Origin of the sequence: [Clostridium] polysaccharolyticum, assembly GCF_900111595.1 — a bacterium.
In the GTDB taxonomy this organism is placed as follows: Bacteria; Bacillota; Clostridia; order Lachnospirales; family Lachnospiraceae; genus Clostridium_AI; species Clostridium_AI polysaccharolyticum.
The window spans coordinates 47,143-62,604 of record NZ_FOHN01000010.1; the positions used below are offsets into that span (position 1 = coordinate 47,143).

Sequence of the window (15,462 nt, forward strand, 5' to 3'; positions counted from 1 at the left end):
AGTATCTTATATTCTAGCTCCAGTTCTATAGTTCTTTTTTCAAAAATCACACAAATAGGTACAAACATTCGTGTAACTTTCTTTTTTGCAAGTTAATATTTGAAAACTAACTGGAAATACTCAAAATGTGAAAAATTTACTTGCTAGCACTCAACTATTGACACTGCTAACAAATCATGCTATATTGCTATATAATATTAAGTAGAAAATACTTCCCTTAGGGTTACGATAGAGCCTGTATTTCTTACACGGGTACAGGAAAAGAAAAATGTGTGGAGAATCGAGGTAATTATTATGATCTTTAGAAGAGTAAATGAACACATGTTACGATGCATGATAAAAGAAGAAGAAATCATCGAAATGGGATTTGATCTAGAAGATATTTGCAGAAACCAGGAGCGTGCAACTGAATTTATGAAACTGGTTTTAGAAAAAGGAAACGAAGAAGGATTTGAAATGTCTGAAAATATTACTGCTGTTCAAGCAGCTTTTTTACCAGATCACCAGATCGTTCTAAGTTTTACCGAACATCATGTAGAGGAAATGGTTGACAGAACCATACAAAGCCTTTTAAAAGCATTTGGATTAGGTGTGCTTAATGGAATGAATCAGGATAAAAATAGTTCAGAATCAGGTAGTGCAGAGGAAGATTTACTGAAAGAGTGTATAGAGGAAGCGGCGGCTTCTAATGAAGTTTCTGGAGCTGAAACTATTGAAGCAGCCAGCGAGGAAGAGGAAAAAGCGGAACATCCTGTAATCCCTCTGGCGTACATTGTAGAATTTCCTGATCTGGACACAGTGGAGCAGTTCTGTAAAGCATGCCCATCCGTTCCTGGAACTTTATATAAACAAAAAGAGCGTTATTTTCTGGTTGCACAATTAACAGATGCAGAAGATTCTGTTAAGAAGACATTTTTTATGTTAGCAGGTGAATTTGCACAAGGATTGAAAAAAGAATCGCTTCAATCTGGATTTTTAGCAGAACACGGAGATGTTCTTATTAAAGAAAATCCGATGGAAGTATTGAAGCTTTTATAAACAGTCCCTAATTTATAAGTCCAAAAGAGCTATGGGAAAAATCCCAATGTTATTAAGTTAGCATTGGCACAAGGCTCGCTCTTCAAAGAAGGCTGAAGATTCTGGTTCTTCAGCCTCTTTTCATGTTTTCATTTAACACAAATATATAGGATGCACAATTTTGCACAATAGTATATTGATTAATTATACAAAAATTATTAAAATAAAATGGAAAGGAGGTTTTTTCAACCTATTTATTAAAAGAATTATACAAAAAATAGGTAGAAAATAGTTAAATTTTAAGAATATTTTAAAGGGGATGAATGTATGTTCAACAAAACAGTTAAAAAGATATGTGTACTGGCTACATCTATTACTCTTGCCGTAGCATCAATTGTACCATTTTCCATTAAAAATAGTACAATTGTCCAAGCCGCAAGTGATGTAACCGTAAATTTAGCGTCTGAGAAACAGACCATGCAAGGTATTGGTGGTATCAACCATCCAGTATGGACAAGCGATTTAAGTTCTGCTCAAAGAGAAACTGCATTTGGTAACGGTGCTAATCAATTAGGATTCTCTATTTTAAGGATCCACGTTGATGAGAACAAAAACAACTGGTCCAAAGAATTAGCAACTGCAAAAGCAGCCGTTGCAAAAGGAGCTTTAGTTTTTGCTTCACCTTGGAACCCTCCAGCAAGCATGTGCGAGAAATTTACTCGTAACGGAAAACCCAATCAGCAAAGATTAAAATACTCAAGCTATGGAGCTTATGCTGATTATTTAAATGAATTCGTTACCTATATGAAAAACAATGGTGTAAATCTATATGCCATTTCCGTTCAGAATGAGCCAGATTATGCGGATACCTGGACCTGGTGGACTCCACAGGAAATGCTTAATTTCATGAAGAATTATGCTGGCAAAATTAACTGTAAAGTTATGGCACCAGAATCATTCCAGTACTTAAAAAATATGTCTGATCCGATTTTGAATGATGCAGCTGCACTTGCGAATATGGATATTTTAGGTACTCATTTTTATGGTACACAGCCAAGCCAGATGTCTTATCCTTTATTTAAACAAAAAGGACAAGGAAAGGAACTCTGGATGACTGAAGTATATGTTCCAGACAGTTCAAGTTCTGCAAATGCTTGGCCAAATGCTTTAAAAGTTGCCGTTAATATGAACGATGCTTTTGCAAGAGGTGATATGCAGGCTTATGTATGGTGGTACATTAGAAGAAGTTATGGTCCAATGTTAGAAGATGGTTCTATTAGCAAACGTGGTTACTGTATGGCTCAGTATTCTAAATTTATCCGCCGTGGCTACAAACGTGTTGATGCTACTTTAAATCCAGAATCTAACGTATATGTTTCTGCATATAAAGGAGACGGCAAAGCAGTTATTGTTGCAACAAATGATACCGATCAGCAGTACACAAAATTGTTTAATGTAACAAACGGTTCAATCAAAAAAGTAGATCGTTACAGAACATCTGGAAACGAAAGTCTTGCAAAAACAGAGAATCTTGCATTAACAGGAAATGGTTTCTATGCCTCCCTTCCTGCACGTAGTGTTTCTACTTTCGTATGTGATTTAGGAACAGGCTCTGTAACAACTTCTGCGGCACCATCTGCAAAACCAAGCGTAGCGCCATCTGCTGTTCCAGCTGGTAAATTACAGGATGGATGGTATTACATCAAAAACGTAAATGCACAGAAATATTTACAAGTAGCAGGCAACAATGCTTCTGCTACAGCAAACGTAGAAATCAGCACAGGTACAGGTTCTGCTAGCCAGAAATGGTACTTAAAGAATACAAATGACGGATATTTTACATTACAAAGTGGTTTAGGTGACTTTATGATTGATGTTGCCAATGGTGCTGATGAAGATGGTGCAAATCTTCAGATTTATAATGCATACAGTGGTACAGCACAGCAGTTTATCTTACAGTCCACTTCAGCTGCAAATGTTTACACAATTGGAACAAAAGCAAGTAATGGAACAAAAGTAGTAGATGTTTATAATCATGGTAAGACAGATGGAACAAATGTATGCCAGTGGAGTTTATTAGGAAATCCAAATCAGCAGTTTATTTTTGAACCTGTAGCATCTGCTCCAAGTGCACAGCCAAGTAAAGCACCAAGTGCCGCACCAAGTGTAGCACCAAGCAGTGCTTCTTCCGCTTCTGGATTGCCAAGTGGAATCAGTTGCGAATATTCTGTAGTAAGCAACTGGGGCAATGGTTTCCAGGGGCAGATTGTATTAACGAACAAATCCAGCCAGTCTTACAATGGATGGACATTAACATTTAATACAAGCAATAAAGTAGGAAGCCTTTGGGGAGCAGATTTTGGTGGACAGACAGGTTCTAAAGTTGTTGTTAAAAGCCCATCCTGGGATGCAGCTTTAGCTTCTGGCAAGAGTGTAACTATTAATTTTGTTGCCGATGGCAATGCTTCCAGTGCACCAAGTGGTTATACATTTGGATAAGGAAAATTTAACTTGTAAAATCTACATTTTCTGTGTATAATATCCTTATATGAGCGACGACGAAAACTACGATTCTATCATTCTTTCCAGAGAGCTGGTGTTTGGTGTGAACCAGTAAGAGTCAGAATCTTTCCACTTTCTGAGCAATGCAGCAAAAGCTGCAGGGGTCGTGTCCCTTATCATACGTCGAGTGGCCGGTAACGGCAATTTGGGTGGCAACGCGGAAGATGATACAGCCTTTCGTCCCATTAATGGATTCCTATTGGATTCATTACGTCTGGGATGAGAGGCTTTTTATTTTATGGTCCTATATGGGACTGGTAAAATAGAAAGCCCTATACAACCAGACAAAAGCTGTTCTTATAAAAAATACAGGAGGCAGTTCAAATGCTCGATATTAAATTTTTAAGAGAAAATCCAGATGTAGTAAAAGAAAATATTAAGAAGAAATTCCAGGATCACAAACTTCCAATGGTGGACGAAGTAATTGAATTAGATGCACAGGCAAGAAAAACACAGCAGGAAGCCGATGATTTAAGAGCAAACCGGAAAAAATTATCTAAACAGATTGGTGCTTTAATGGGCCAGGGGAAAAAAGAAGAGGCAGAAGAAGTAAAAGCACAGGTAAATGCAAGTGCACAGCGTCTTGCTGAATTAGAGAACCTTGAAAAAGAATTAAGTGAAAAAGTTACAAAAATCATGATGGTAATTCCGAATATCATCGATCCATCTGTACCAGTTGGTAAAGATGACAGCTGTAACGTAGAAATCCAGAAATATGGTGAACCAGTGGTTCCTGATTTTGAAGTTCCTTATCACACTGAGATCATGAGCAGATTTAACGGCATTGATATTGACAGTGCTTTAAAAGTAGCTGGAAATGGTTTTTATTATTTAATGGGTGATATTGCCAGACTTCATTCTGCTGTTATCACATATGCCCGTGATTTTATGATCAATCGTGGATTCACTTACTGTATCCCGCCTTATATGATTCGCAGCCATGTAGTTTCTGGTGTTATGAGTTTTGACGAAATGGATTCCATGATGTACAAAATTGAAGGGGAGGATTTGTATCTGATTGGTACATCCGAACATTCCATGATTGGCAAATTCATTGATACAATTAACGACGAAGAACAGCTTCCATATACATTAACAAGCTATTCGCCATGTTTCCGTAAAGAAAAAGGGGCTCATGGTATTGAAGAGCGTGGGGTATACCGTATTCACCAGTTCGAAAAACAGGAAATGATCGTTGTATGCAAACCAGAAGAATCTATGGAATGGTATGATAGGTTATGGAAGAATACGGTAGATCTGTTCCGAAGCTTAGATATTCCAGTTCGTACATTAGAATGCTGTTCTGGCGATTTAGCAGACTTAAAAGTAAAATCCTGTGATGTTGAAGCATGGTCTCCAAGACAGAAGAAATATTTTGAAGTTGGCAGCTGTTCAACTTTAGGTGATGCTCAGGCAAGAAGATTAAAGATTCGTGTAAGAGGGAAAGATGGTAATAAATACTTTGCGCACACATTGAATAATACTGTTGTAGCACCACCTAGAATGTTAATCGCTTTCTTGGAAAATAACTTACAGGCAGATGGTTCTGTTAAGATTCCAGAAGCATTACGTCCTTACATGGGTGGGCAGGATAAGTTAAAATAATAGAAATTAATATAATTAGCTCCATAACCGGTTTTTATAAAACTAGGTTATGGAGTTTTTTTTTCTTAACTCAATACTTGCATATATGCAAATAGTGTGGTATATTATGGTAAAAGCAAGTTTTCATTTATCTAAGAAGTAAAACAGTTCTTTATTCAATTCTATGAATCAATTCTGAAAATCTTAGCTTTTTCAATATTTTAAGCAGGGTTTTCAGAGGAGGAACCTGCTGGTCTGGAGGTTTAATGGAAAATGGAACAGGATTTCCAGTAAGACGTGACTACAAAGATGCATTATTTCGTATGATTTTTAAGGAAAAGGAAAATTTGTTAAGTCTTTTTAATGCATTATATGGAACAGATTATACGGATCCGGAATTAATTGAAATTGTAACTTTGGAGAATGCTATTTACCGGAACATGAAAAATGATATTGCATTTGTGATGAATGGCGAGCTTTATATGTATGAGCATCAGTCAACTATTTCTCCCAATATGCCAGAACGTTTTTTGCAATATGTTACGAAAGAATTTGCTAAAATGACAGCACGCAAAAGTACATATTCAACACGGAAAATCAAGATACCTAAGCCACATTTTGTAGTGTTTTATAACGGAACAGAAGAAGATAGTGCAAACGAAATTTTACAGCTTTCTGACTTATATACTGGCATAGGCGATGATAATGAATTAGATCTTAAAGTGAGGAAAGTGAATATTAACTTGGGCAAGAATGATGATTTGCTAAGTAAATGCAAACCCCTGTCAGATTATATGCAGTATATTTCAAAAGTAAGAACAAAAGCAGAAACAATGAAACTAAGCCAAGCAGTTGGACAGGCTGTTAATGAGAGTATCAGCGAAGGAATATTAAGTGATTTTCTTACTAAATACAAAGCGGAGGCGATTGAAATGTCAATATTTGAATATGATGAAGAAAAAGAATTACGTTTATTAAAAGAAGAGATAAGAGAAATAGCAATTGAAGAAGGAATAGAGGAAGGTTTAAAGAAAGGAAAGGAACTAGGCTTGCAGAAAGGAAAAGAACTAGGCTTAAAGAAAGGAAGAGAACTAGGCTTGCAGAAAGGAAAGGAACTAGGCTTGCAGAAAGGAAAGGAACTAGGCTTGCAACAGGCAATTACAATGTGTATTGAATATCAGCTAAAGCAGGGAACTGTAAAAGAAGATATTATTGCACTGATTCAGAAAATGTTTAATCTGACATTTGACATGGCAAAAGAAATGGTGCTTTCAATAATTTAGATTAAATCAATAGAACACTCAGCAATAGGCACAGCAGGCATATGAACACGACACATTCGGAAATGGCGTTTTATTTGCATATATGATACAATATAAGAAAAGGGCAACCTTTAGAAAGAGAGGTAATAAAATGAAAAGGGAAATTATTTTCAAAATCTGTTCCATCATTTTAAGCTTTGCAATGGCAGCTTGCTTAGCACCTGGCAAAGTATCTGCGGATAGTTCATCCGACAAAGGCAATGGAACATATTCAAACCCAGTCATTTATGCAGATGTGCCAGATGTTAGTGTAATCCGTGTTGGCTCCACTTACTACATGGCAAGTACCACAATGCATATGTCGCCGGGTGTCCCAATCATGAAGTCAACAGACCTTGTCAATTGGGAGATTTGTAACTATGTGTATGACCGCATTGCAGAAAACAATGAGGCAAATTTAGCAAATGGTAAGAGCATGTATGGTAAAGGCTCCTGGGCTGCAAGTTTAAAATACAATAAAGGGACCTATTACTGCAGCTTTATGTCTTACACAACAGGCAAAACTTACATTTACCAGACAAAAGATATCGAAAACGGTTCCTGGACAAAGTATGAAATCAATGGTACTTACCATGATATGTCTTTGCTATTCGATACTGACGGCAGAGTATATATGCTTTATGGCGGTACTCAGATTAAATACGTTGAATTGAACTCTGATGTAACGGGCATTAAATACGGTGGTGCAAGCGGTACCTTATTTGATGGCTCCCGTTTGGTAGGACAAAGTTTATTCGAAGGTACTCAGGCAACCAAAATAAACGGATATTATTATGTATTTAATATTGCTTGGCCAAGTGGAAAACCACGTACAGAATACTGTTCTCGAAGCAAGTCTTTATATGGACCTTGGGAACATAAGATTGTCTTACAGACAAACTTCCAGGGCGCTGGTGTAGCACAAGGTGGTATTGTAGATACTCCAGATGGAAAATGGTATGCAATGATGTTTAAAGACAATGGTTCTGTTGGACGTTCCCCAGTTCTTGCTCCTGTGACATGGCAAAGCGACTGGCCAATGATTGGTTCCAATGGCACTAGCGTTTCTGCTGCTTATCAGATACCTTTGGCTGGAAGCGGAAGAAAAACCATCGTAAAATCGGATGAATTCGATGGCGTAAGCAGCGGAAAGACATGGAAGAATGGTTTAGGCTTAGTATGGCAGTGGAACCACAACCCAGACAACAATAACTGGTCTATTACACAACGTCCAGGGTATTTAAGATTAAAAAACGGCATGACAGCTAGTGCATTGCATACTGCTAAAAATACATTGACTCAAAGAACATATGGACCGACATGTTCCGCAAAAGTATGTATGGATGTCACAAACATGAAAAATGGCGATGTTGCTGGTTTAACAGCATTTGCTTACAGCTATGGTTATGTTGGCGTGAAAATGAATAATGGTTCAAAACAGATCGTTATGGTAAACGCTCCAAGTTCCAACCCTAACCAGATTGAAGCAGTAAACATTAATACAAATAAAGTGTATTTAAAAATTGAATGCAGCTTTGGAAGCGGTGACAAAGCAAACTTCTTCTATAGCTTAGACGGGAACTCCTGGAAAAAGATTGGTAACCAGTTAAATATGGTATATGATTTAACTCACTTTATGGGATACCGTTTTGGATTATTTAATTACGCAACACAACAGACAGGTGGTTATGTTGACTTTGATTTCTTTAGGGTTAGCGACCAGTTAAAAGGAGCAGGCTATGATCCGACAGAAAGTTCTGTAAATCCAAGTACAGCACCTGTTGTATCTGCAAATCCAAGCAAAGCGCCTATGGTTACTGGAACAGTTTCAGACGGTTTATACTACATTAAAAATGTAAATGCTCAAAAATATCTTCAGGTAAAAAGCAACACAGGAGCAGCTGGACAGAATGTTGAAATTAGTACTGGTACAGGAGCAGCTGGACAAAAATGGTATGTAACAAACACAGGTGATGGATATATTACTTTAACAAGTGCATTAGGAAACTTTATGCTTGATGTAGATAGAGGTTCTGCTGATGACGGCGCAAACATTCAGATTTATCATGGTTATTCCGGAGATTCCCAGAAATTCTTATTACAGAATACAGGAACTGCTGGAGTTTATACATTAGCAACGAAAGTAAGTAACGATTCTAAAAACTTGGATGTATACAATCATGGAAAAACAGATGGTTCCAATGTATGCCAGTGGTCATTAACTGGAAATCCAAACCAGCAATGGATTTTTGAAGCAGTAAACCCTGTTGTGCCTAGTATAGCTCCATCTGTAGCACCAAGTGTGGCACCATCGGTAGCTCCATCGGCAGTGCCAAGTACAGCTCCAAGCGTAGCACCAAGCGAAGAACCTTCTAAAGCACCAGTCGTTGATTCTGATATTTCATATCAGTATAAAGTTACAAGCGACTGGGGAAGCGGTTTCCAAGGCGAAATAGTAGTGAAGAATAACTCTAATAAAACATATAGCAACTGGCAGCTGACATTCAACTATAACAGCAGAATCAGCAGCCTTTGGGGTGCGGAATTTGCAGGTCAGACTGGATCAAAAGTTACAGTTAAAGGCCCATCATGGGATGCAAATTTAGCTCCTGGACAGTCTGTATCCATTAATTTTGTTGCAGACTTAGGCAGTGATAAAAATGCTCCAACAAATTATGTTTTAGGATAAAAAGAGTTCATTTTATATCTTTAATCTATACATAATAGGCAAAGCAAAACACGATTCCTCCTTTTCTTGGTATAATGATTCTTGTATCAAGTAAAAGGAGGAATTTTTAATGAAGCAATATAAGAAAATAATATCAAAATTCCTAATATGTGCCATGGCTACTAGTATGCTGCCAATGCCAGCAGTAAGCAATACTGCATCTGCAGCAGCTGTAGCGGTATCGGATGTCACAAAGGAAAGTGGAAGAGTTCAGATTTTTAAAGGACCAAAAGAAAGTTCAGCTTGGGCACAAGTTGCAACATTTGACTCTACAAAAAATTATGGAACATTTGATAATTCGATTATCAAAAAAGGTGGTTATTTTGAAGCAAATGTATCAGAGTCTAGCGAAGGTGTGCAAATGATTTTCCAAAGCTGGACAGGCGGAGCTGGATGGGCTATTGTAGAACCAAGTGAAATTATTACAAATGCAGACGGATCTTACTTGTTAAGATTCTGCTATGATGATATTGTTTCAAGCTATGGGTCAAAATTTGACTTAATTGATAGAATATATTTTAATACGACATGGAAGGCGATTACATTGAATTCATTAGATTATGTAACAGGAGATATGCCTGTACAGTCAACAAAACCAGCAGAAACTTCTAGTGCTCCTTCAACTGCGCCATCTGCTGCAGCAGAAGTTTCCAAAGAGCCAGCAGTATCTGCTGCACCTGTGGAAAGCAAAGAGCCAGCAGTGTCTGCTGCACCTGTGGAAAGCAAAGAGCCGGCAGTGTCTGCTGCGCCTGTGGAAAGCAAAGAGCCGGCAGTTTCCGTTGCACCTGTGGAAAGCAAAGAACCAGCAGTGTCTGTTGCGCCTGTGGAAAGCAAAGAACCAGCAGTATCCACAGCTCCTGTGAAAGATGCTGTAAATCTGTTTACTGGAAAGAGCAGTTTAACTACATATTCTACTGGAGGAAAAATTACAGCTAAGAAGAATGGCGGAACATTAGATCCAGCCATTATTAACAAAGATGGTTACTTTACCGTTCATTTTAATGGTTCCAGAACATCCTCCAATTTAGTATTTTCAAGCTGGACAGGTGGAGAAGGATGGGCTACTGTAAGTGCTACAGCCATTAAGAGAAATGGTTTTGATGATTTTACAGCTATTTATTCTTATGATACCATTGCAAAGGCTTATGGTACGGATTTCTCAACATTAGACGTGATTTACTTTGTTGCACAAGGAAATCCATATACCATTTTATCAGTTGACTATGTACCAAGTGGAGTAGATGCAGCTATTGCAAGCTGTTCTGTAACTCCTCCAGCAACAGAAGCACCAAGTTATGTAGCTGGCGACTTAAAAGAAAGAACATGCAAACCAGATGAAGAACACGTAAAAGTACTAGGAAGAACATATACCGATGCTAACGGTTCCAGATGGTTAAACAATCTTTGCTCTGGAGTAGAATTCACATTTACAGGAACAAAAGCATCCATTGATGTAACAGCAGTTGCCAATGAAGAAAAAAATCACTATGGACGTATTGCAATTTATGTAAATGAAAAACTAGTTGTAGATGATATGATTAAAACATTGAAGAAGACTTATGATTTCTATGAAAGTGATGAAGCAAAACCAGTATCAGTTAAGATCATGAGACTTTCTGAATCTGCTTACATTCCATTTTCCATAGATAATATCCAGGTTACTTCTACTGCAGCAATCCAGCCAGCAGCAAACCGTACACGGAAAATTGAGTTTATTGGAGATTCTATTACATGTGGTTATGGTGTAGATGAGCAAAACGCATCTTCAATGTTCTCTACAACCAATTCTGATGGTTCAAAATCCTATGCTTACAAGACTGCTCAGAAACTAGGTGCTGACTTTAGCATGTTTGCAGCAAGTGGTTTTGGTGTAATTTCTGGATATACAGGTGGAGATTTGAATACACTTCAGACAATTCCGCAATATTATGAAAGCCAGGGATTTAGCTGGTATACACTTCCAGATGGAAAACAGGCTATGGATATTCCTTGGGATTTTGATGTGGACGAACCAGATGCAATCGTAGTCAACTTAGGTACAAACGATAGTTCTTATACAAGAAATGATGAAGGTAAGAAAGCAGCATTTGTAAAAGCTTATGTAGCATTTTTAAAACAAATAAGAAGCAAAAATCCAAATGCAGCGATTTTCTGTACTTTAGGCATTATGGGACAGGATTTATATCCACAGATTGAAGAGGCAGTTTCTGCTTATACAAAAGAAACAGGTGATAAACAGGTATACACTTTACAATTTGATGTACAGAATATGAATGATGGTGTCTGTGTAGACTGGCATCCAACGGAAACAACTTATGAAAAAGCGGCTGATACATTAGTAGATTATATGAGTTATATTATGGGCTGGTAATAGAAATTTAGAAACCAAAAGGAAGTGCCCTTTAGCAATTTTTCAAATTGCTAAAGTGACACTTCCTTTTTTATATTTCTGAATATTTTTCATCATTCCTTTTCACACTAAAGAAGTATGAAGCAGAAAAGGAGGAATTGATATGGAATTTAATGTTGCCGAAGGAAAAGTAAAGAATAACGCAAGAAGTTTTAACACCAAAACACGAATTTCCCAAACAACAGCGGCATTGGCAGAGCACTATAAAGCCACACCTGAAGCTAATGTAACAATACCAAGTGGCGAAGCAGTGTCAGAGGCCAAGGACTGGGTTGATAACGGAAGTAAATTATAAGAAAAGGAGACATTATGGGGAAAAAGACACTAACGGTAGACGGTAATACTGCGGCAGCATACGTTGCATATGCTTACACAGAAGTCGCCGCCATTTATCCAATCACACCATCCTCTACTATGGCAGAGGTAGTAGACGAGTGGGCCGCCAATGGACAGAAAAACATATTTGGCCAGACAGTAAATGTAGTAGAAATGCAGTCAGAAGCTGGTGCGGCAGGAACATTTCACGGTTCTTTGCAGGCAGGAGCTTTAACCACTACGTTTACAGCATCTCAAGGTCTTCTGCTCATGATACCAGATATGTATAAAGTTGCAGGAGAACTTCTGCCAGGTGTATTTCATGTAAGTGCACGTGCCTTAGCAGCACAGGCATTAAGCATATTCGGTGACCATCAGGATGTAATGGCAGCAAGACAGATTGGCTGTGTCATGTTAGCATCCAGTTCCGTACAAGAAGTAGCAGACATAGCACCAGTGGCGCATTTAGCCGCTTTAAAAGGCCGACTTCCCTTTATACATTTCTTTGATGGATTTCGTACATCCCATGAAATACAGAAAATTGAAGTATTAGATTACGAAGATTATGCCAATTTACTTGACCAGAATGCTTTCAATGAATTTAGAAAACATGCTTTGTCACCTAGCAATCCTGTGACAAGAGGAACTGCACAGAATCCAGATATCTATTTCCAGACAAAAGAAGCTTCCTCACCATTTTATGAAAAAATCGCTGGAATTGTAGAAGAGTATTTTGATAAAATCAATACCTTAACAGGCCGCAAATATGGATTATTTAATTACTACGGAGCAAAAGACGCCCAGTATATCATCATAGCAATCGGCTCCGTTTGCGAGGCTATTGAGGAAACAATCGACTATTGTAACAGTCAAGGTAAAAAATACGGTCTTGTAAAAGTCCATTTATACCGTCCTTTCTCTATGGAGCATTTCTTAAAATGTATCCCAGATACGGTAAAAAAAGTGGCTGTACTTGACCGAACCAAAGAACCAGGATCTGTTGGGGAACCGCTATATTTGGATGTCGTAAACAGTTTCTTTCAAATGGGAAAACATCCCGATATTATAGGAGGCCGTTATGGACTTGGTTCAAAAGATACAACTCCTAGCGATATTAAAGCAATATTTGAAAATTTAGAAAGCCAGAATGCAAAGAACCGGTTTACCATTGGCATTAATGATGATGTCATGCACACTTCATTAGAAGTAAAAGAACGAATTGTAACAGAAGATCCGAATACCGTTCGCTGTATTTTCTGGGGACTTGGTTCTGATGGTACGGTAGGAGCCAACAAACAGGCTATTAAGATTATTGGCGACAATACAGATAAATACGTGCAGGCTTATTTCGCTTATGATTCCAAAAAATCTGGTGGCCTGACTAAGTCTTATCTGCGTTTTGGAGATACTCCAATTAGAGCCACATATCTTATTGAGGAAGCGGACTATATCGCCTGTCACAATCCGTCTTATGTGCATACCTATGATTTAACAAAAGGATTAAAAGAAGGCGGAACATTTGTACTCAATTGCAGATATAACAAAGAGGAATTAGATAGCCACATTCCAGCCCGTTTAAAACGGGCTTTAGCAAAGAAAAAAGCAGAATTCTATATTGTTGACGCCATACAGATAGCAGAAGATATCGGACTTCGTAATCGCATTAGCATGGTTATGCAAGGGGTATTCTTCAAATTAAATGGCATTCTTCCAGAAGATAAAGCCAAAGATCTTCTTAAGAAATCCGTAGAGAAAATGTTCCGGAAAAAGGGCGAACAGATTATAGAAATGAATTGCAAAGCCCTAGAAGAAGGATTTGCAAAAGTTATACCAGTTGACATTCCGGCTGACTGGGAAAATGCAGAGGATAGCCAAAAGCCTCACGTGGAAGAACCAGAATTTATCAAAAATATCTTAAGACCTATGGAACGTCAAGAAGGAGAGCTGCTTCCTGTCAGTGCATTTAACGGAATGGAAGATGGAACTTTTCCAAATGGTACCGCTGCATACGAAAAACGTGGTGTGGCAGTAAATGTACCAGAATGGATCATAGAAAACTGTATTCAATGTAACCAGTGTTCCTATATTTGTCCACATGCAACTATTCGGCCATTTTTATTGACCGAAGAAGAACAGAAAAAGGCTCCTGCAAGTTTTGAGACAAAAAAAACAATTGAAAAGAAATTGGGAAACTTTGGTTACCGCATTCAATTAGATCCTATGGACTGTACTGGATGTGGAAACTGTGCTGACATCTGTCCTGCCAAGCCAAAGGCACTTGTTATGAAAAAACTTGCAACACAGACAGAAAAAGAAGTTCCAAACTGGGAATATGCCATTGGAAAAGTATCTAGAAAGGACGATTTATTTGCTGGGAACACTGTAAAAGACACCCAGTTTAAAATGCCTTATCATGAATTTTCAGGAGCTTGTGCTGGATGTGGAGAAACCCCATATATTAAACTTGTAACACAGCTCTTTGGTGATCGCATGATGATTGCCAATGCTACAGGCTGTTCCTCAATCTGGGGTGCTTCCGCACCATCAACACCATATACAGCAGATGAAAATGGAAAAGGACCAAGCTGGGCCAATTCTTTATTTGAAGATAACGCAGAATATGGTCTGGGTATGCGGTTAGGAATCAAGCAGATACGTGACCAGATTGCAATATCTATGGAACACTTAATAAATAGAACTAGTGACGAAACTTTAAAGCAGGCATGTGAAAAGTGGCTAGAATCCAAAGAAGAAGGAGAGGCATCCAAGAAGGCAGCAAAGGCTATCGAACAGGCTCTTGCCAGTTATTCTCCAGAAAATCCAGAAGAACAGCAATGGATTATGCACATTGCAAGACATTCCAAATACCTTGTAAAACCTTCTCAATGGATTCTAGGTGGTGATGGATGGGCTTATGATATTGATTATGGAGGACTAGATCATGTTTTAGCAAGTGGAGAGGATCTTAATGTATTGGTATTCGATACAGAGATTTACTCCAATACAGGTGGACAGGCTTCAAAATCAACTCCAGCAGCGGCAATTGCAAAATTTGCTACTTCTGGCAAACGGACACGCAAAAAAGATTTAGGACGGATGATGATTACTTATGGAAATGTTTATGTAGCACAAGTTTCTATGGGAGCAGATAAAAACCACGTCTTAAAAGTGATTCGTGAAGCAGAAGCTTACAAAGGTCCATCGCTTATTATTGCATATGCACCTTGTATCAATCATGGTATCAAGGAAGGCATGGGACGAAGCATAGCTAATATGGCCCAGGCAGTTGCCTGTGGATACTGGCATTTATGGAGATATAATCCTGAGTTAAAAGCAGAAGGAAAGAATCCATTTACCTTAGATTCTAAACCGCCAAAAGACAGTTTCCGGGACTTTATCATGGGACAGGTCCGTTATACGGCACTTATGAAACAGTCTCCAGAAAAGGCAGAAGAACTGTATGAGTATACGGAGCAGATGGCAAAAGAACGATACGAAGAGTATTTAAGATTAGCAGGAAAAGAATAATCAGAAAATGCCTCAAG

General features: G+C 38.2%; 8 protein-coding genes and 1 other annotated feature. All 8 genes read left to right on the forward strand.

What is annotated here, in order from left to right:
* Nucleotides 1–294: 294 nt before the first annotated feature.
* The 8 genes from BMY85_RS08085 to nifJ all read left to right on the forward strand — a co-directional run bounded on the left by BMY85_RS08085 (nt 295) and on the right by nifJ (nt 15,445).
* Nucleotides 295–1,038, forward strand: a complete 744-nt coding sequence (locus BMY85_RS08085) for an adaptor protein MecA (protein ID WP_143066347.1) — start codon at nt 295–297, stop codon at nt 1,036–1,038.
* 306 nt (nt 1,039–1,344) lie between these two features.
* Nucleotides 1,345–3,516 carry an RICIN domain-containing protein gene (locus tag BMY85_RS08090; RefSeq protein WP_092477770.1) on the forward strand — a complete coding sequence of 724 codons (2,172 nt, stop codon included), beginning with the start codon at nt 1,345–1,347 and terminating at the stop codon, nt 3,514–3,516.
* A gap of 47 nt (nt 3,517–3,563) precedes the next feature.
* Nucleotides 3,564–3,767 (forward strand) — a binding site (T-box leader).
* Nucleotides 3,768–3,903: 136 nt separating this feature from the next.
* Nucleotides 3,904–5,184: a serine--tRNA ligase gene (serS, locus tag BMY85_RS08095; RefSeq protein WP_092477771.1), complete on the forward strand. Its 1,281-nt coding sequence runs from the start codon at nt 3,904–3,906 to the stop codon at nt 5,182–5,184.
* Between the two features lie 245 nt (nt 5,185–5,429).
* A complete protein-coding gene (locus tag BMY85_RS08100) occupies nt 5,430–6,446 on the forward strand; it encodes an RpnC/YadD family protein (RefSeq protein WP_092477772.1) in 1,017 nt (338 codons plus the stop codon).
* Between the two features lie 130 nt (nt 6,447–6,576).
* Complete coding sequence (locus tag BMY85_RS08105) at nt 6,577–9,153, forward strand: beta-xylosidase family glycoside hydrolase (protein WP_177180698.1); 2,577 nt, start codon at nt 6,577–6,579, stop codon at nt 9,151–9,153.
* Between the two features lie 109 nt (nt 9,154–9,262).
* Complete coding sequence (locus tag BMY85_RS08110; RefSeq protein WP_092477774.1) at nt 9,263–11,563, forward strand: SGNH/GDSL hydrolase family protein; 2,301 nt, start codon at nt 9,263–9,265, stop codon at nt 11,561–11,563.
* 142 nt (nt 11,564–11,705) lie between these two features.
* Nucleotides 11,706–11,897, forward strand: coding sequence for a CDIF630_02480 family spore surface protein (locus tag BMY85_RS08115; RefSeq protein ID WP_092477775.1), 192 nt, complete (start codon nt 11,706–11,708; stop codon nt 11,895–11,897).
* Between the two features lie 14 nt (nt 11,898–11,911).
* Nucleotides 11,912–15,445, forward strand: a complete 3,534-nt coding sequence (nifJ, locus tag BMY85_RS08120) for a pyruvate:ferredoxin (flavodoxin) oxidoreductase (RefSeq protein ID WP_092477776.1) — start codon at nt 11,912–11,914, stop codon at nt 15,443–15,445.
* The last annotated feature ends 17 nt before the right edge of the window (nt 15,446–15,462 follow it).

Coding starts and splice junctions, on each gene's coding strand:
- BMY85_RS08105 (WP_177180698.1), top strand. CDS start 6,577: ATGAAAAGGGAAATTATTTTCAAAATCTGTTCCATCATTTTAAGCTTT.
- BMY85_RS08090 (WP_092477770.1), top strand. CDS start 1,345: ATGTTCAACAAAACAGTTAAAAAGATATGTGTACTGGCTACATCTATT.
- BMY85_RS08100 (WP_092477772.1), top strand. CDS start 5,430: ATGGAAAATGGAACAGGATTTCCAGTAAGACGTGACTACAAAGATGCA.
- nifJ (WP_092477776.1), top strand. CDS start 11,912: ATGGGGAAAAAGACACTAACGGTAGACGGTAATACTGCGGCAGCATAC.
- BMY85_RS08110 (WP_092477774.1), top strand. CDS start 9,263: ATGAAGCAATATAAGAAAATAATATCAAAATTCCTAATATGTGCCATG.
- BMY85_RS08085 (WP_143066347.1), top strand. CDS start 295: ATGATCTTTAGAAGAGTAAATGAACACATGTTACGATGCATGATAAAA.
- BMY85_RS08115 (WP_092477775.1), top strand. CDS start 11,706: ATGGAATTTAATGTTGCCGAAGGAAAAGTAAAGAATAACGCAAGAAGT.
- serS (WP_092477771.1), top strand. CDS start 3,904: ATGCTCGATATTAAATTTTTAAGAGAAAATCCAGATGTAGTAAAAGAA.